Raw genomic sequence first — 16855 nt, forward strand, 5'->3', positions numbered from 1 at the left:
CGGCGACCCAGCTGCCCCACGAGGTCGAGCCTCCAGGGGTCAAAGACGGCCTACCGCGCACCACTCCCGTCGGAGCGCCGCCCGAGCAAGATGTCTGACTCTGTCAAAGTGCCCCGGTTCCAATATACAAGGGGTGAGGACGCCGTTAGGAGCGGGGCTCTCCAGAGCCGCACGTCGTTCGGGCCTGCGGCCAACCGTCCTGCGGACGGTGGTGGTTGGTGGTCAGCCTGATCCCCGGCGCTGAAGCGCCGGGCTGTGGTACGGCCCTGCGGGCCGCCGAGCGTCCTGCGGACGCGAACTGGCGGCGGCAGACAACGAGATTACGCACGGGATTTGGCCGAGAGGTCTCTTCGCACCTCCTGAGGCACTGGCGCATCGATCTGGGAACGTGTCACGATCCCCAGAGAAGTGTTGCGGCGAAGGTTGGCGCACGAGTACAATACCGGCAGACGCCGACAAACCGCATGGGGGCACCCCACGATGGGCAGCACCGACTCCTGCGAAGAACTACCCATAGACTGCCACCTGCAGCACATTGGCCAAGGCACACTCATCTGTCGCGGCGCCGCTCAGGGCGATCACCGTACAAACGAGGTCACGTCCGAGATCTGCGCCGCTTGCGACGTCGGTAAGATATTTCGGGAAGTCGGGTGTGACGCCTCGACCGCCAAGATCTTGGTTTGGCGAATGGGCGGCGGATCACAGGCCGAGGTGGACAGCATACTGTGCGTTCGCCGCAAGCGCGAAACGAGTCTCGAGTACTGTCGAACATGCGACATTGTCGTTGCTCCAACGACACGCACGGCGGTAACGGGCGCACGCGGCCTGTTCGCCGACCAGGACTTCTATACTGCATATCAGGATCTCGAGAAGGCGCGGCAAGCCATCCGCGACGGCAAGCTCGACGACAGCATCACGGCTAGCGTCGCCTCTCTGGAAAGCACCATGCGTGTGTGCCATGAGCGCTTCGGTGCGTCGCTGCCAGACAGCAAGGACGTGACCGGGCTCTGGAAATCCACCCGCGAACTGCTTCGGCTGCAGGAGTATGCAGAGGAGACCGGTCCGATTGGGCTGCTGAACACGCTTGCCGGAGCAGTGGGTCAGCTCGGCAATGTGCGGAACCAACTCAGCGACGCTCACGGCAAGGGGGTCGTGCCTCCCACAGTAACAGAAGCAGTCGCCGAACTCGCAATCACGACCAGTGCCGCACTCAGCACGTTCATCGTGCGATGTTTTGCCGCTCGGGAAAAGGAGCGTGCCGCCGATGGAGATTGAGGTTAGTCTGCCCCTCGACGATGGTCATCTGCGGCGACAGTGTCCCTTCTGTCTCCGCCAGTTCAAGGTGTTCATTCCAGAGGACGAAAGGGAATCATACGCCGCGTCGGCTCTCGAGCGCCAGCTAGTGGATGTAGGAGCGGAACCGACGTCACAGGACGAGGGAGGTGAGGAGACCGCCCTGCATTGCCCCTATTGCGGACAGCAGGCAGGCAGTGGCGACTGGTGGACGCTCGAGCAGGTTGACTACTTCACCACGCTGGCCCACAACGTCGTCGCGAAGATGATCAACCGCGAACTGATCGGACCCATGAGGCGGACCTTCTCGGGAGCCCACGGAGGCGGGCTGAGCATCGAGTTCAAGGGCCACGATATTCCCTCACAGGAGACGTGGATAGCGCCCGAGAGCGATGACATGCTGACACGTGTCTTGCCGTGCTGCGACCTGAGTATCAAGATCGAGCATGACTGGGTGGAAGCAGTACATTGCCCCGAGTGCGGCTTTCCTCATAGGCCAGAATAGCAGTCTGCGAGCGCCGACGAGTGCACCTGATCCTCGACTCGGCAGCGCCTACAACCCCTCCTGCAACTCCTTCAGCAACAGGAGCGCCTCCACCGGCGTCAGCGTGTCCACGTCCACGTGCTTGAGCTTCTCGACTACCGGGTGCGGGGCGGACTCGAAGAGGTGAAGCTGCATGGGCGGGGCCACCTGCTGCGTGGCCTGCTTGCTCGGGGCCACCGCCAGGTCCTCCTGCTCGATGGTGCGCAGGACCTCCTTGGCGCGCGCGATTACCTCCTGCGGCAGGCCCGCCAGGCGCGCAACCTGGATGCCGTAGCTGCGGTCCGTGCCGCCCTCGGCGATCTTGCGCAGGAACGTGATGTGGTCGCCCTCCTCCTTCACCAACACCCGCAGGTTGCGCACCCGCGGCAGGATCTCCACCAGCTCGTTGAGGTGGTGGTAGTGCGTGGCGAAGAGCGTCTTGGCGCCGACGTGGCGGATGATGTACTCCGCCACCGCCCAGGCGATGGAGAGGCCGTCGAAGGTCGAGGTGCCGCGGCCGATCTCGTCCAGGATGATGAGGCTGCGGTCGGTGGCGTTGTGCAGGATGTTCGCGGTCTCGGTCATCTCCACCATGAAGGTGGACTGGCCGGTGGCGAGGTCGTCGCTGGCGCCCACGCGGGTGAAGATGCGGTCCACGAGGCCGACGCGCGCGGACTTGGCCGGCACGAAGCTGCCCATCTGCGCCATGAGTGTGATGAGCGCCACCTGGCGCAGATACGTGGACTTGCCGGCCATGTTCGGGCCGGTGAGGATGAGCAGTTGGCTGGCGTGGCAGTCGAGGTGGGCGTCGTTGGGGACGAAGGCCTCGTGGGAGGGGTCACCGACCCCGAAGCGGCGCCGGTCGGGGTCGGTGACCCCTCCCACGACGGCCGGGGCCGACTGCTCCACCACCGGGTGGCGGCCGGCCACGATGTGCAACTCATCCCCCTCGACGATCTCCGGCTGGTTGTAGCCGTACTCGACCGCCGCCTGCGCCAGCGAGCACAGCACGTCCACCTGCGCCAGGGCCCGGGCGGTCGCCAGGAGGGCCTCGGCATGGGTCGCGGCCTCGGTGCGGACCTGGACGAACAGCTCGTACTCCAGGTCGCGGCTGCGCTCATCGGCGCCCAGGACCTTGTTCTCCCATTCCTTCAGTTCCGGTGTGATGTATCGCTCCGCATTGGCCAGGGTCTGCTTGCGGTTGTAGTCGTCGGGGACGAACTGCACAAAGCTCTTGGTGACTTCGAGGTAGTAACCGAAGACCTGGTTGAAGCCGATCTTGAGGTTCTTGATGCCGGTGCGGGCGCGCTCGCGGTCCTGGAGTTCGGCGATCCACTCGCGGCCGTGGGCGGCGGCGTGGCGGAGTTCGTCCAGGTCCGCCGAGAAGCCCTCGCGGATGAGCCCGCCCTCGGTGATCGTGACGGGCGGATCGTCCGCCAGGGCGCGGGCGAGGAGGTCCGAGAGACCGTCGAGGGCGCCTGTGGGAGCGCTCACCGACTGCGCTACCTCCGCTGTGGGAGCGGTCACCGACCGCGACCCGGATGTCTCCCCGGTCGGGGTCGGTGACCCCTCCCACATCCCTCCGGTCGGGGGCTCCGTCAGTCCCCTCAGTAGCTCCCGCAGCAGTTCCGCCTGCGCACCGGCCAGCTCCTGCCGCAACTCCGGCAGGCGCTGGAGCGACAGGCCCAGGGCGCGCAGGTCGCGGGCATTGGCCGTGCCGGCGGTGACGCGGCTGGTGAGGCGCTCCAGGTCGTAGATGCTCCGCAGATGCTCGCGGAGGGCATCGGCCAGCACGCCGTCGGCCACGAGGTTGCCCACGGCCGCCAGGCGGCGCTCAATGCGCTGCCGGTCCAGCAGCGGCTGCACCACCCAGTCCTTGAGCAGCCGCGCGCCCATCGGGGTCTTCGTCTTGTCCAGCAAGTGCACCAGCGTCGCCTGCTTGCCCCCGCGCAGGCTCTCGGTCAGCTCCAGGTTGCGCCGCGTGGTGGCGTCAATGAGCATGAACTGGCTGGTGGAGTACACCGACAGGCCGGTGAGCTGCGGCAGGGCCTGCAGGTGGGTGGCCAGCAGGTAGCGCAGGGCCTGGGCGGCGGCGGCGATGCCCGCCGGGCGCCCCTCGAGGCCGTAGCCCAGCAGGCTGTCCACGCCGAAGTGTCGGCAGAGCTGCTCGGCGTCGGACAGCAGTTGCGGCTCCTCGTCGGGGAGGGTGGTGATGGCCACACCCTCCAGCGCCCCCAGGGGCGCGGACAGAGGGTCGTCACCCGCCAGGATGATCTCAGCCGGGGCCAGACGGCGGATCTCGTCGAGGGCGGGAGCAAAGGGGTTATCGGTGGGCGGGTCAACTGGGAGCGCGGGTGTGCCGTTCCCCCCCTCCCCCGTGGGGAGGGGGCCGGGGGGTGGGACGGCTTGCCGGCTGGAAGCCGGCGCTCCTGCGGCGACCTCCGTCACCAGGAAGTCCCCCGTCGAGACATCCACCGCCGCAATCCCCGCCGCCTCGCCCCGCGTGGCGACTGACACCAGGAAGTTGTGGTCATCGGGCGGGAGCAGTTCGTCCTCGGTCAGGGTGCCGGGTGTGACGACCCGAGTCACCTGGCGCTTGACGAGGCCCTTAGCCTGCCGGGGATCCTCCATCTGGTCGCAGATGGCCGCCCGGAAGCCCTGCTCGACCAGCATCCGCAGGTAGCGATCCAGGGCGTGGTGGGGCACGCCGCACATGGGCATGCGCTTTTCGCCCGAGTACTTGCGGGAGGTGAGGGTCAGGCCCATGGCGCGGGCGCCGATTTCGGCATCCTCGCCGAACATCTCATAGAAGTCGCCCATGCGGAAGAGCAGGAGCACGTCGGGGAAGTCGCGCTTGGCCTGCGCCCATTGGCGATACATGGGGGTGAGATCAGAGTCTGGGGGCGGCAAGGGGGCGGCCTCCGGGGTTCTTTCGGCTCAGTCTCCCCATTTTACGGCATTCGGGGGACAGGTCAAGCCGGCGCGGCGGAACGGGAGCGGCAGAGCACTTGACGGCCCACAGGAGGAAACCGGCAAGATGCAGCGAAGAACACGGACAGACACGCCCATAGGAGGCCCACCATGGGACGACATGGTTTCACGCTCATCGAGTTGTTGGTTGTGATCGCCATCATCGCCATTCTGGCAGCCATCCTCTTCCCGGTCTTCGCCAAGGCTCGTGAGAAGGCGCGCCAGGCGTCCTGCCAGAGCAACATGAAGCAACTCGGCATCGCCTTCGCCATGTACATGCAGGACTACGACCAGAAGACGCCGGACTGCCGCTACCCGCAACCGGCCATCAACCCGGACCCGTACAACCCCTCGGTTCTCATCTGCTACACCTGGGCTGAGGTCACACTGCCGTACGTGAAGAACCAGCAGATTCTGTTCTGCCCCAGCCAGGGCTACAAGCAGAGCTACACCAGCCACCCGGTGCGCATCTACAGCTACGCGCGGCAGCTGGGGTACTTCTATGGCGACGCTGGCCACAACACCCAGCCCTGGTGCATCACTGACACGCAGATTCCCCTGCCGGCGGAGACAGTGAACGTCCAGGAGTCGGACAGTTGCGCGCGGCCGGGGCCACGGTATATCCACTGGCCCGGGCCGGATGTGAGCGTGCCGTGGGCCAACGACGGCTACGCCCCCAGCATGCGCCACAACGATGGCTCCAATCTGCTGTTCTACGACGGCCACGTGAAGTGGGCCGGACGGTATAACATGCCGGCCAAGTACTGGTCCATCGAGGCCGACTGACGGCCTCTGTGGCATCATTGCGCTCTCCTCGCGGCGCAGGCGACATGCCTGCGCCGCTGTCTTTGCAGGTCTGCCCGCTCCCCTCGCGAACCTTCCCCCGTCGCACCACACTCCCGACACGAGGCCTCCTTCCGATGTATTCCCTGCAGCCCCTGAAGCTCATTGCCTGGCACGCAATCAAGCACGACCCGCGCTGCATGGCGCGGCTGGAACGGATGCTGGACGCGCTCGGACGCTCCGCCGGCGAAGTCGTCTGGGCCGAGCCGCAGAACCTGGCCGAGGTCACCCAGGAGCTGGTCTCCGGCTGGCCCCCCAAGGAGATACCCGAGGGGGTGTCGCTGGGGTTCATGCGCCCGCTCGTCTTCACCACCGGCTGGCTGGAGGACGAACTGCCTGACCCCGACGAGACGCTGCTATCCTGGCCCGACAACACCCCCAAGAGCGTCGCCCAGCAGATCATGGGGCACTACAAGCCCATCGGTGAGTACCACCCCTACCAGCGGGACCAGGAGCAGAACCGCGTGTGCTGGCCGACCTTCGACTTCTGCACCATGTGCGGCTGCCCGCATGGCTGCCAGTACTGCGGCCACGGCAAGGACGGCCAGTTCATCACGCTGTCGCTCAATGTCGAGGACTACATGGACGTGGTGGTGCCGCGCAGCATCGCCATGCGGCCCTGGCAGAAGTGTTTCCGGCTGATCGGGTGGAGCGCCGACCAGATCACCGTCGAGCCCGAGTACGGCGCCTTCGACCTGTTCACCAGGAAGCTGGCCGAGTACGACCGCTACGGCTACTTCCACTCCGCCGGTCCGAACGTGGACTGGATCGCCGACCTGGAGCGCAAGGATCGGCTCATCGGCATCTTCAGCGTGACCGGCGCTCGCGTCGCCGAGGCCTTCGAGCCGGGGACCGGCGACCATGCCTACGCGCGCTTCGAGGCGGGCCGCAAGCTCAACGCCATGGGCGTGCCGGTACGCTACAAGTTCAAGCCCATGATTCCCATCAAGGGCTGGCGCGAGGACTACGCGGCGGCCATCGAGCACATGATGAAGGTCTCGCAGCCCGAGTCGGTGGGCTTCTGTGTCATCATGTGGATGGGCCTGGAGGCGCTCGGGCAGCGTATCCCGCTGGACGCGCTCGATCCGGCGTATGTCGAGGCGGCCCGGCAGGCCGCCGACGAGATGGAGGGCAATGTCTGCGCCCCCTTCCCCCACGCGGTCCGCAAGGAGATCTACCAGTTCCTGATCCGCGAAGTGCGCAAGTACGACCCGCAGGTGCTGCTTTACATCAGCACCGAGAGCCGAGAGATGTGGACCGAGCTGGCCGACGAACTGGGCCAGAAGCCGAACAAGTTCTTCTGCGGGTGCAGCCCGGTGGCGTTGCCGGGGCGGAAGCTGAGCCCGTCCGAGGGCTGCCCGCACTCGACGTTCACACCGCTGGAAGATGATGACGACAAGGGCGGAGGCGCGACATGTCCAAGATGACGGCTGTGCTGCTGCCACTATGCCTGTGGGTCGCGGGAGGCGCCGTGAGGGCCGAAGTGACCGTCTACGTCTCGCCGGGGGGCAAGGACACCGCCCCCGGCACGCTGCAGGCTCCGCTGGCGACGCTGCCGGCGGCGCAGGCGAAGGTGCAGGCCCTCGTCGCGGCGGGCTTGACCCAGCCGGTCAAGGTCGTGCTGCGTGGCGGCACCTACCGCCTCACCGCGCCTCTGGTCTTCACGCCTCAGGACTCGGGCACGAACGACTGCCCGGTCACATGGACGGCCTACGCGGGCGAGCAGGCCGTCGTTGACGGCGGGCGCGTCATTGCCGGGTGGCGGCAGAACGGCAAGCTGTGGGAGACGACGATCCCGCAGGTCGCCGCCGGGGAGTGGGGCTTCAACCAGCTTTTCGTCAACGGCCAGCGGCGACAGCGTGCCCGCATCCCCAATGAGGGCTTCCTCCAGATCGCCGGCACGTTCCCTGCCGACCGCGACCCCAAGACCCCCAATGACCCCCGCGCCAACAGCGCCTTCATCTTCAACCCGGGCGACATCCGGCCCTGGACGCACCTGAGCGACGCCCTGGTCGTCGTGCATCACTCGTGGGAGACTTCGCTGCACCGCATCAAGTCGGTAGACACCGAGAAGAGCATCGTCGAGTTCACCGGCCCGGCGGCCTGGCACTTCCGCTACTTCGGCCCCAAGCGGCGCTACTACATCGAGAACGTGTACGAGGGCCTCGACGCGCCGGGCGAGTGGTATCTGAACCGCGAGACCGGGGTGCTGTCATACGTGCCCATGCCCGGCGAGACACCCGGCAAGACCGAGGTCGTTGCACCCGTGGCGACGGAGCTGCTGCGGCTGGCGGGTGAGCCGAAGGTGGGGCTGCCGGTCGAGCACCTGACCTTCCGCAACCTCATCTTCCGCCATGCCGACTGGGTGCTGCCGCCCGAGGGTCACAGCGATGCCCAGGCCGACTGGCGGGCGCCGGGGGCGATCACCTTCACCGGGGCGCGCGACTGCGCTCTGGAGGGCTGTGAACTGGCGCACTTCGGCACCTACGGCGTGGCGTTGCGCACCGGCAGCCAGCACTGCCGGATCGTGAAGTGCCACATCTACGACGGCGGGGCGGGCCTGATCCGCGTGGGCGAGACGGGCATGGCCCCCAGCCCCGAGTTGCGCTGCGAGGGCCACGTCCTGGACAACAACTACCTGCACGACTACGGCGAAGTGTACGCCGGGGCCGTGGGGCTGTGCGTCTTCCAGAGCAGCGACAACCGGATCACCCACAACGAGATCCACGACGGGTACTACACGGGCATCTCGGTCGGGTGGAACTGGGGCACGGGCGAGACGCAGGCTGTGCGCAACCTCATTGAGCACAACCACGTGCACCACGTCGTGAAGGGGCGGCTGAGCGACGGCGGGGCCATCTACATGCTGGGCACCTCACCGGGCACAGTCATCCGCAACAACCTGTTCCACGATGTCTTCGCCTACGAATCGCCGCTGATTGCCTGGGGCATCTACCTGGACGCCCACAGCAACCTCATCACGGTCGAGAACAACCTGGCCTACAACACCTCCAGCGGCAGCCTGATGATGCACAACGGCGGCTTCGGGCACGTCATCCGCAACAACATCTTCACCCGCGCCGCCAACCAGCTCGTGTGGCGGGCCAAGCCCGTGCAGCCGCCCTCGCCGGTCTTCCAGCGCAACATCTGCGTCGTGACCCAGGGCGACCTGTTCCTGCACGACGCCGAGCCGGACACGACGCCCGATCAGGACAACAACCTGTACTGGCGCACGGACAGCAACGAACTGCTGTTCATGCAGGACACCTTTGCGGACTGGCAGGAGCGGGGGATGGACACTCACTCGCTCGTGGCCGACCCGCAGTTCGTGGACCCGGCACACGACGACTACACCCTCAAGCCCACCTCCCCGGCGATCACGAAGCTTGGCTTCCAGCCCTTCGACACCAGCGTCTGCGGCCTGTACGGCGACAGGGCCTGGACCGACCTGCCCCGGCGGCGGAAGTTCCCGCCCACGGTGCTCCCGGCGCCGGCGGGGGACCGCAAGCCCAGCACCATCGCCGAGGACTTCGAGAAGACGCCCGTGGGCCAGCCGGCTGAGGAGGCCTACTACGCCCCCGGCGAGATTGGCGGCGGCAGCATTCTCGTCAGCGACGAGCAGGCCGCCTCGGGCCGGCGCTCGCTGAAGTTCGCCGACGCGCCGGGCCTCAAGAACACCTGGGACCCGCACATGTTCTACTCGCCGTACCAGAACAAGGGCACGGTGCGCGTGCGCTTCAAGCTGTGGGTAGGGCCGGGGGCGGAGCCGTGGATCGAGTGGCGCACCGGCGGCTACCCGTACGGGGTGGGGCCATCGCTGAAGGTGGATGCCCAGGACCAGCTCGTGGCCAATGGCCGGCCGCTGCTGAAGCTCCCGCGCGAGCAGTGGGTCGCGTTCGAGATCACCTGCAAGCTGGGGAAGGAAGCCACGGGGACGTACGACATGAAGGTGGCGCTGCCCGGGGCGCAACCGCAGGACTTCGCGGGTGTCGCGTGCGACGCGAAGTTCAAGCAACTGGCGTGGCTGGGGTTCATCAGCCTCACCAATGCAGCCAGCGTGTTCTACGTGGACGACGTGGTCCTGGAGCCGGTGAAGAACTGACGCTAGTGTCGTGTCCCGCGATTGGCCATGTGGTCCCAGTAGCGCGGGCGGCCCGCCCGCGCGGGCAGGCGAGCCGCCTGCCCTACTGCATAGCCTCTAGCCATCACCGGGACAGCACGCTAGCTCCGCGACAGGAGGGCGTAGCCCCCGGGCGGGATCGTTACTGTCGTGCCAGCGTTCCGCCCGCTGAGCATGTCGTGCAGCGTCACCGGCAGCTTCACCGTCGCCGCCGCCTCCAGGTCGGTGTTGTTCAGCAGGTACGCCCGGCCCTCAACCTCGGTGACATAGCGGTACAGCTTCACCGCGGGCGGCAGGGCGGGCCAGGCGAGGCGCTGCGGGCGCCCGGCCAGGGCCTGCTGCAACGCGGCCGGCTCCAGCGTCACCCGCACCAGCCGCTGCTGTGGGAGGTCCCCCCAGGCGGTGAGGGGCGTGCCGTCAGGCAGCTCCGGCGTCCCCTCGAAGGCACAGAGCAGCGTCCCCCCGTCGCTCACGAACTTCTGCAGCCGCGCGAACTCCTCGTCGCTCAGCACCGGCCGCACACACGCGTACAGCACCACCGAGTTGCGCGGCACGGCCAGCGTGTTGGTGACGCTGTAGTCCAGGTTGGCGTCAAACAGCGTCTGCCAGACCTTGCGCCAGTTCCCCTTCTCGGCCTCGTTCATCTCGACGAGATCGTTGTAGACGAGCGACTCGGGGCACCATACATACAGTAGGGGGGCGCGGCGCAGGCCGCTGGTGGCGTGGGTGAGGCGCGAGGCGTAGAGGACGTTCTTCATCCGCTCCACGCGGTCGGGGCCGACCGTGGGACCGTTGAAGTGCCAGGGCATGACCCGGCTGTTCAGGGCGCTGATGCAGGCCGTGTTCATCGGGCGGTCCTGCACGGCCGTGTGCGCCTCGGGGTACTGGGGCGGCACGATGGTGTCCTGCCCCCCGTACTCCTCGGCGATGCGGATCGTCTCCGCGTACATCTTGCACGAGGCGGGGTTGTCATAGGCCCAGCAGGCGGTCTGCATGCCGGCCTGAGCGAGGGCCGGTGGCCACAGGCAGCCGTGGTTCATCTGCTCGGGGCCGATGTTGCCATTGCCCGGCAGGGACGGGATCGTCTCGACCGGCGCGCCCTTGACCGCCGCCTGCATGAACGCGGCGACCGATTGGAGGCGGAACTGGTAGAAGCGGTAGAAGGCCAGCGTCCGCCCGCGGTCGGGGATCGGCTTGCCGAGCAGGTCGCGGTAGCCCTTCGCCTCGCACCAGCGCTGGAACTCCGCCTGCGCCGGGGCGCTGACATCGCCATAGCGCCCCGCGCCCCACATGCCCCGGGGCTCGTCAATCAGGAAGAACTCGGCGCCGCGCGCCGTCTCCCCCGGGGTCTGCTGCCAGAGCTTCGTGAACGCCGCCCGGGCCTCCGGGGCACAGTTGGACCACACCTTGTCCACCGTCGTCGTCGTGCCGTCGGCGTTGCGCATGAGGTTGAGCGTGATGCCGGTCGTGTCGTTGCCGGGGAAGGCCTCGGCATGGCCGGAGACCGCATGGCCGAAGCCCGCCGCGCGCAACTGGTCGGCAATCAGCTTCTGGTTGGTGGAGAAGCCGTCAAGGCCCATCTCGCGGTAGGCCGCCAGCAGGGCGGACAGGTCGAGCGTGCCGATCTTCTGGGCCAGGCGATCCCACGCCCCCCCGCCGAGGCTCCAGCCCCAGTACGTCCGATAGCCGGGGAGCTTCCGCAGTCGCGCCAGTTCGCTCTGCCAGTACGTCAGGTCCACGCCCTCGGCCGCCAGTTCGCGCTTGGCCTGGGCCCAGTCGGCCAGCAGCGCCTCCTGCACGGCCTGCCAGTTGGCGCGGTAGGTCTCCACTGGCACCGGCCCCTCGGGGTACTGTTTCATCGTCACGGCCAGGTCCTGGCCTGCCGGCAGCGGCTCAGCGGTGACGGCCTCAACGGTGACATACCTCTGCGTGCTGTCGGACCGGAAGCGCAGCTCGATCCGGCCCCCGGGTGCGTCCACGGGGAAGGTGAAGGCCTTGACGGAAGCGTCGGTGCTCACCTCGTCGGCCACGAGGGTGCCGTTGGCCCAGATGGACTGGCCGGGCCGCCCCTCGCCCAACGCCAGGTCACCGATGATGGCCGTGACGGCATAGCGCCCCGGCGGCACCGTGAACACAAAGGTGTTCTCCTCCAGCGACAGCACGGCATCCGAGAGCAGGCTGAACTCCGGGCCGGTCGGGCCCTGCGCCAGGTAGGGGTTGGTCGGCTCGCCCCGGAAGAGGAACGTCAGCGGCGTCTTCGTCCAGCCGAAGGCCTTGCCATCGGCGAGCATGTCCGCGGGCGTGACGCGCGTATGGCCCGGCGCGAGCGGCGTGCTCGGCCCGCCCATGTCGAAGCGCACGCCGTCGGCGGCGGCAAGGGTGGCACAGCACGCGAGCAGGCAGAGGGGCAGAGACCTCGGCATGGGGATCCTCTCCCGGTAGGGTGTTGTACGGTTTCCACATCTGCAACGGGACGGCCTGCAGGCAGGAGACGGGTCATGCCCGTGGCGAAGTACCCGCCAACTCCATGCCCCGAGGCGCAAGATGAGAACTCTCTGCTGGCTGTTGCTGCTGTTCGTGGCCCTGAGCCCCTGCTTCGCCCAGGACTTCCGCCAGGACTTTGAGGCCGACACCGGCGGCGCCTTCTCGTACCACAGGGCCCCCGACGATGTGAAGATCGAGCGCCTGCAGGGCGGGGCGGCGTCGGGGCAGTGGTACCTGCGCGGCGTGCTGCCCGGCCAGAAGAAGCTGGAGGGCCTCGCCCTCACCGCCACCGGTCTGGCGGGGGCGCGCCTGGCGACCGTCACGGCCGCTGTGCGCGGCAAGGGCGAAGTCTGGCTCTGCCTGCTGTCGGGCAACGGCTGGCTCTATGCGCCTACAACCAAGACGCTGAGCGACCAGTGGCAGGACCTCTCCCTCGCCAAGGTCCTCATCGCCACGGACAAGGCCCTGAGCATCTACTTCATCACCCGCGACGTCCAGCCGGGCGCGGTGTTCGAGGTGGACAATGTGCGCGTCTCGACCACGCCGCCAGCGGCGCAACGTGACGCGGCCGTCGGGCCGTGGCGGCTGGAAGCCGAGGACTTCACCCCCACGGGGAAGACCATCGCCCCCGACCCGAAGGCCCTCGGCGGCAAGATGGCCCAGTCCGAGCAGTATGTCAGCCTCGCCGACCTGCCGTGCCCGCGTACGAGCAAGCCCCTGAGCATCGCCTGCCGCGTGCGCAGTGGCGACGAGAAGGACACCTGGCGGCTGGTCACGTGGCAGGGCGGCAACACGCAGTACGTGCGGACGCTCAAGCCCACGCAGACGACGGACTGGGAGTGGCTGACGTTCACCCCGGTCGCCGCCGGAGAGCTGGGCGAGCGCTTCGGCCTCTGCTCGAACCGGGGCCCCGGGGCGCGCGGGTGGGTGTGCGTGGATAGCGTGGTCATCAGCACCCAGGACAACCTGACACCGGAACAGTTGGCCGCGTCGCCCGAGCTGCTCGGGCGGCGGCCGCTGGTGGCGGTCGGCCGGGCCACCGACGGCTTCGGACCCGGGGCTGTCATCAGCGGCTTCATGACCGTGAGCGGCCGCGCCCTGGCCCAGGCGCCCACCGAAGTGCGGCTGGCGTACGATGACGCCGGCCTCAGCATCCGCTTCGACTGCCCCGAGCCACTGCTGGACACCGCCATGCAGCGCCGCCACGAGTTCCTGGCCAAAGTCACGCAGCGCGACGGCGAGGTGTATGACGACGACTGTGTGGTGGTGCTGCTCCAGCCGCAAGGCTCCAGGCGGGTCTATGAGTTCGCCGTCAACGCGCTGGGGACGCTGACCGACGCGGCCGACACCGAACCGGACCTGTGGGAGTCGCGGGATGTGAAGTGGAACTCGCAGGCCACGACCCGAGCCGGCATCGAGGAGAAGCGCTGGTGGGCCGAGCTGCGCATCCCGTGGGCCGACCTGGGCGGCAAGCCGGCGGTGGGGAGCAGTTGGGGGGCGAGCTTCGCCCGCTCCGCCCGGGGGCGCAAGGAGCAGACGGTCTGGAACCTGACCGACAAGGGCATCCACGATCCGGTGGCGCTCGGGACGCTCGTGTTCGTGGACGCAGCGTCGGCGCTGGCCCTGCAGCCCCCGGCGGCTCTGAAGGCGCGGGGCAACGTCCTCCCGCCCCCGAGTACTGACAGCCAGGCCCCCGTCACGAGCTTCGCGGAGGTGCGGTCCGGCGGCGGGACTGCGTGGCACTACGTCTCGCCCTTCGACGTGCCCGCCGACGCGGACCTGCAGACCGCCTACGGCGCGCTCGATGGCGCCAGCCTGCAGCCGCTGGTCCTCACGCCGCTGCTGCCGCAGGGGGTCAAGTCGTCCTTCGCCGACCTGACGCTGGCCTGTGAGGGGCCGTACGAGCTGTTCGTGAACGGGCAGTCGGTCGCCAGCGGCGCGTCCGCCAGCGGCGCCAAGGTGCAGATCGCGCTGGAGAAGGGCCTCAATGTGCTGGCGTTGCGGCTGGCGCAGGGCACGGCAGCCGTCGGCTGCCAGGTCGGCGAGTGGCGCTGCGACGCCTCCGGGTGGAAGATGGCCCCGGCCGACACGAAGGACGCACTCAGCCCCGCCACCGATGAGGGCACATGGACCGCCGCACCGCAGGTGGGGCAGCACCCGCAGCTTGGGCCGGTCGTCGGCGAGCAGGGGAAGGCCCTGGTACTGCGCCGGACGCTCCTGTATGAGAAGACGCGCGTGTGGCCGACGCCGGAGCCGGCCTACACCCTCGCGCAGGGCGTCACTCAGCACCTGGTCTTCCGCACCGAGGGCCTCAAGGGGCGCAAGCTCGACCAGTGGGAGACGTTCCTCGCCGTGCCGCCGGGCTTCGAGGTGCTCGGCAGCACGGGCTTCTACGCCACCAACCGCACCGGCATCCCGAAGTGGACGACAACGCAACTGGGCGAGCAGACGGTGCTGGGCAAGAAGATGCGGGTGGCGAAGATCAGCGCCGACCAGCCGATCGTGCCGGGGCGGCACTACATCATGTCGGAGTTCGAGGCGTTTGTGAAGGCGCCTGCGAACGGCGCCCTACCCCCTGCCCCCTCCCTGAAGGGAGGGGGAACGGCAACGACAACGGCGCCCACCGACTCTGGTTTCGTCTACTGGTCGCAGGCCAATGGCGGCAGCGTGATTGAGGCGCCGCAGACGATCCGCGTGCGAATACTGCCGGAGGTCCGGGGGGCGCAGTGCAAGACGCTGGTGTGGCAGCTATGGGGCGGGTGGCTGTCGAACATGGACGACCTGCCGATGCGCGAGCAGGTCATGGCCTGTGCCCAGAAGGCAGGCTTCAATGACATCGTGGCTGGCGACCGCTGGACGTCGGACAACGCCCCGCGCTTCGGCCTGGAGCACACGGTGGGTATCGGCTTCCAGTCGTGGTCGCTGAATCTGGCGCCCTACCTCAAGGAGCATCCCGACCAGCGCCTCGTGGACGCCAAGGGCAAGGTCAGCGACCAGTACATGTGCATGACGGAGCTGCTCGGCGGCGGCTGGGGCGCCGTGCGCGCCTGCCTGCAGGAGAAGCTCGACACGATCAAGCCGCACACGCTGGACTATGACTTCGAGTACCCGCCCTTCACCAGCCACCACTCGTGCTACTGCGGCCGGTGCCTGAAGGCCTTCCGCGAGTTCGCGAAGCTGTCGGCGCTGCAGACGCTCGACGGCGAGGTCATCCGCAAGCAGTACGGGGCCCAGTGGGTGGACTTCATGGCCCGGCGCGTGGCCAGGATGTTCGGCCTGTTCCGGCAGACCATCCACGAGCTGTCGCCCACCACGAAGTTCAGCACCTACAGCGGCTACGCCACCCCGGACAACGCGGAGCGCTACGGCGTGGACTGGCGGTATGTCGGCCAGGAGCGAGGCTGCGACCGCGCGGGCTGCGGCTACGGCCGGCCCGTGGAGGCCATCACGGCCACGGTAGATGCCCTGCAGGGCATCCCGCTGATCGGCGGATTGCTGCTGACGCCCTATGAGCGGGACATCCTCACGCCGGTCACGGCGCTGACGAAGGCCTGGCTGCTGCGCACGTTGCTCGACAGCACCGGCGGCGTGCTCGTGTACGAGCGCACGGAACTGGACGGGCGAAGCTGGTTGGCGATGGGGGAGACGACGCGGCTGGTGGCCCGGTACGAGCCGGTGTTCCTGAAGGGCAAGCACGTGTCCCTGCCCGGCCTGCCGCCGGCGCAGGTGGAGGCGCTCCAGCATGAGGGCACGACGCTGGTGTGCTTCATGAACCAGAGCAGCAAGCCGCTGAGCCTGAAGGCCGCGTTGCCACGCGATTGGGGGAGTGGGGAGGAGTTCTACGGCGGGCGGAAGCTCAGCGCCGGGGTGACGGTAGAGCTCACGCTGGAGCCGGGCGAGGCGGAGGCGGTGGTGCTACGCCGGTGATCCGGTCCCCATCAGTCGCAGATGCCGGAAGCACCCGCTATAGAAGCGCTTGTCGCGGGTCAGCAGGCGGTCGGCGTGGATGAGGGCGTGGGCGCCGACGAGGAAGTCGGCGATGAGGCGCTCCCTGGGGCCGCCCCGCCGGCGGTAGTTGCCCCAGGCTTCACCCGCCACAGCCGCGCTGTGTTCCGATGAAGGCGCGAAGCAGACATGCAACTGCGTCAGCGTGTCGTCGAGTTCGACGGTGCTGCGGAACAGCGGCCTCAACTCAGCGTAGACCACCTCACAGATGACGAGTCTGCCTGCGCTGTCGGCGTCCTCGAGCGCCAGACGGGCGCGGCGGCGCCAGTCCACATCCGGCGAGAACAGGTCGAACAGGATGCAACTGTCGACTGCCGTGATCATCGGCCGCGGCTCTCCTTGAGGTACTGGTCAATGTCGCCGATCACCCAGCGGTCAGCGAGGTAGCCCTCGTAACGGGCAAACACACTCTCCTTGCCGTTCCGCTTGGTAACCTTGACCCCGTCAGGCAGAAGTTCGAACTCCACCTCGACGCCCTTCATCAAGCCGAGCTGATCCCGAATGGCCTTCGGGATCGTCACCTGCCCCCGCTCACCCACGGCGCTCATGTCATCCTCCGTCGGTATGTACTTCGTACTTCCAGAATCATACCGCGGGCGTCGCGGTCTGTCAACCGT

10 protein-coding genes are annotated in these 16855 nt (G+C 68.0%); 6 read left to right on the top strand and 4 right to left on the bottom strand.

Translation table 11 applies throughout. The annotated features are described in order from the left end of the window. Positions 1-480 precede the first annotated feature (480 nt). Together LLH23_03815 and LLH23_03820 are read left to right on the top strand one after the other, a co-directional pair. Positions 481-1275: an abortive infection family protein gene (locus tag LLH23_03815; protein MCE5237599.1), complete on the top strand. Its 795-nt coding sequence runs from the start codon at positions 481-483 to the stop codon at positions 1273-1275. Then, a complete protein-coding gene (locus LLH23_03820; GenBank protein ID MCE5237600.1) occupies positions 1265-1798 on the top strand; it encodes a hypothetical protein in 534 nt (177 codons plus the stop codon). Before LLH23_03815 ends, LLH23_03820 begins: the two co-directional genes overlap by 11 nt. Before the next feature lie 48 nt (positions 1799-1846). Here LLH23_03820 and mutS read toward each other — a convergent pair whose 3' ends face one another. Then, the gene (gene mutS / locus LLH23_03825) at positions 1847-4696 is read right to left on the bottom strand and encodes a DNA mismatch repair protein MutS (GenBank protein ID MCE5237601.1); all 2850 of its coding nucleotides are present in this window, start codon (positions 4694-4696) and stop codon (positions 1847-1849) included. A 201-nt stretch (positions 4697-4897) separates the two neighbouring features. Between mutS and LLH23_03830 the strand changes: the two genes are divergently transcribed. The 3 genes from LLH23_03830 (at position 4898) to LLH23_03840 (ending at position 9731) form a co-directional block, all read left to right on the top strand. Continuing rightward, entirely contained in the window at positions 4898-5572 is a 675-nt protein-coding gene (locus LLH23_03830) for a DUF1559 domain-containing protein (protein ID MCE5237602.1), read from the top strand. Positions 5573-5706: 134 nt separating this feature from the next. After that, positions 5707-7056 carry a radical SAM protein gene (locus LLH23_03835; GenBank protein MCE5237603.1) on the top strand — a complete coding sequence of 450 codons (1350 nt, stop codon included), beginning with the start codon at positions 5707-5709 and terminating at the stop codon, positions 7054-7056. Further along, complete coding sequence (locus LLH23_03840) at positions 7044-9731, top strand: right-handed parallel beta-helix repeat-containing protein (protein MCE5237604.1); 2688 nt, start codon at positions 7044-7046, stop codon at positions 9729-9731. The genes LLH23_03835 and LLH23_03840 overlap by 13 nt, the downstream gene beginning before the upstream one ends. A 119-nt stretch (positions 9732-9850) precedes the next feature. Here the strand turns inward: LLH23_03840 and LLH23_03845 are convergent, their stop codons facing one another. After that, on the bottom strand, positions 9851-12172 hold the full coding sequence (locus LLH23_03845) for a hypothetical protein (protein ID MCE5237605.1): 2322 nt from the start codon (positions 12170-12172) through the stop codon (positions 9851-9853). A 121-nt stretch (positions 12173-12293) separates the two neighbouring features. Between LLH23_03845 and LLH23_03850 the strand changes: the two genes are divergently transcribed. Next, positions 12294-16160: a carbohydrate-binding family 9-like protein gene (locus LLH23_03850; GenBank protein MCE5237606.1), complete on the top strand. Its 3867-nt coding sequence runs from the start codon at positions 12294-12296 to the stop codon at positions 16158-16160. Here the strand turns inward: LLH23_03850 and LLH23_03855 are convergent. Next, on the bottom strand, positions 16149-16562 hold the full coding sequence (locus LLH23_03855) for a type II toxin-antitoxin system VapC family toxin (protein MCE5237607.1): 414 nt from the start codon (positions 16560-16562) through the stop codon (positions 16149-16151). The genes LLH23_03850 and LLH23_03855 overlap by 12 nt on opposite strands. Then, entirely contained in the window at positions 16559-16786 is a 228-nt protein-coding gene (locus LLH23_03860; protein MCE5237608.1) for a type II toxin-antitoxin system PrlF family antitoxin, read from the bottom strand. The genes LLH23_03855 and LLH23_03860 overlap by 4 nt, the downstream gene beginning before the upstream one ends. Positions 16787-16855 lie beyond the last annotated feature (69 nt).

It is taken from the genome of bacterium (assembly GCA_021372615.1).
Taxonomy (GTDB): domain Bacteria; phylum Armatimonadota; class Zipacnadia; order Zipacnadales; family UBA11051; genus JAJFUB01.

Bases quoted from the DNA above. Each gene is read 5' to 3' on its own strand.
- LLH23_03815 (MCE5237599.1), top strand. From the start codon at position 481: ATGGGCAGCACCGACTCCTGCGAAGAACTACCCATAGACTGCCACCTG.
- LLH23_03820 (MCE5237600.1), top strand. From the start codon at position 1,265: ATGGAGATTGAGGTTAGTCTGCCCCTCGACGATGGTCATCTGCGGCGA.
- mutS (MCE5237601.1), bottom strand. From the start codon at position 4,696: ATGTATCGCCAATGGGCGCAGGCCAAGCGCGACTTCCCCGACGTGCTC.
- LLH23_03830 (MCE5237602.1), top strand. From the start codon at position 4,898: ATGGGACGACATGGTTTCACGCTCATCGAGTTGTTGGTTGTGATCGCC.
- LLH23_03835 (MCE5237603.1), top strand. From the start codon at position 5,707: ATGTATTCCCTGCAGCCCCTGAAGCTCATTGCCTGGCACGCAATCAAG.
- LLH23_03840 (MCE5237604.1), top strand. From the start codon at position 7,044: ATGTCCAAGATGACGGCTGTGCTGCTGCCACTATGCCTGTGGGTCGCG.
- LLH23_03845 (MCE5237605.1), bottom strand. From the start codon at position 12,172: ATGCCGAGGTCTCTGCCCCTCTGCCTGCTCGCGTGCTGTGCCACCCTT.
- LLH23_03850 (MCE5237606.1), top strand. From the start codon at position 12,294: ATGAGAACTCTCTGCTGGCTGTTGCTGCTGTTCGTGGCCCTGAGCCCC.
- LLH23_03855 (MCE5237607.1), bottom strand. From the start codon at position 16,562: ATGATCACGGCAGTCGACAGTTGCATCCTGTTCGACCTGTTCTCGCCG.
- LLH23_03860 (MCE5237608.1), bottom strand. From the start codon at position 16,786: ATGAGCGCCGTGGGTGAGCGGGGGCAGGTGACGATCCCGAAGGCCATT.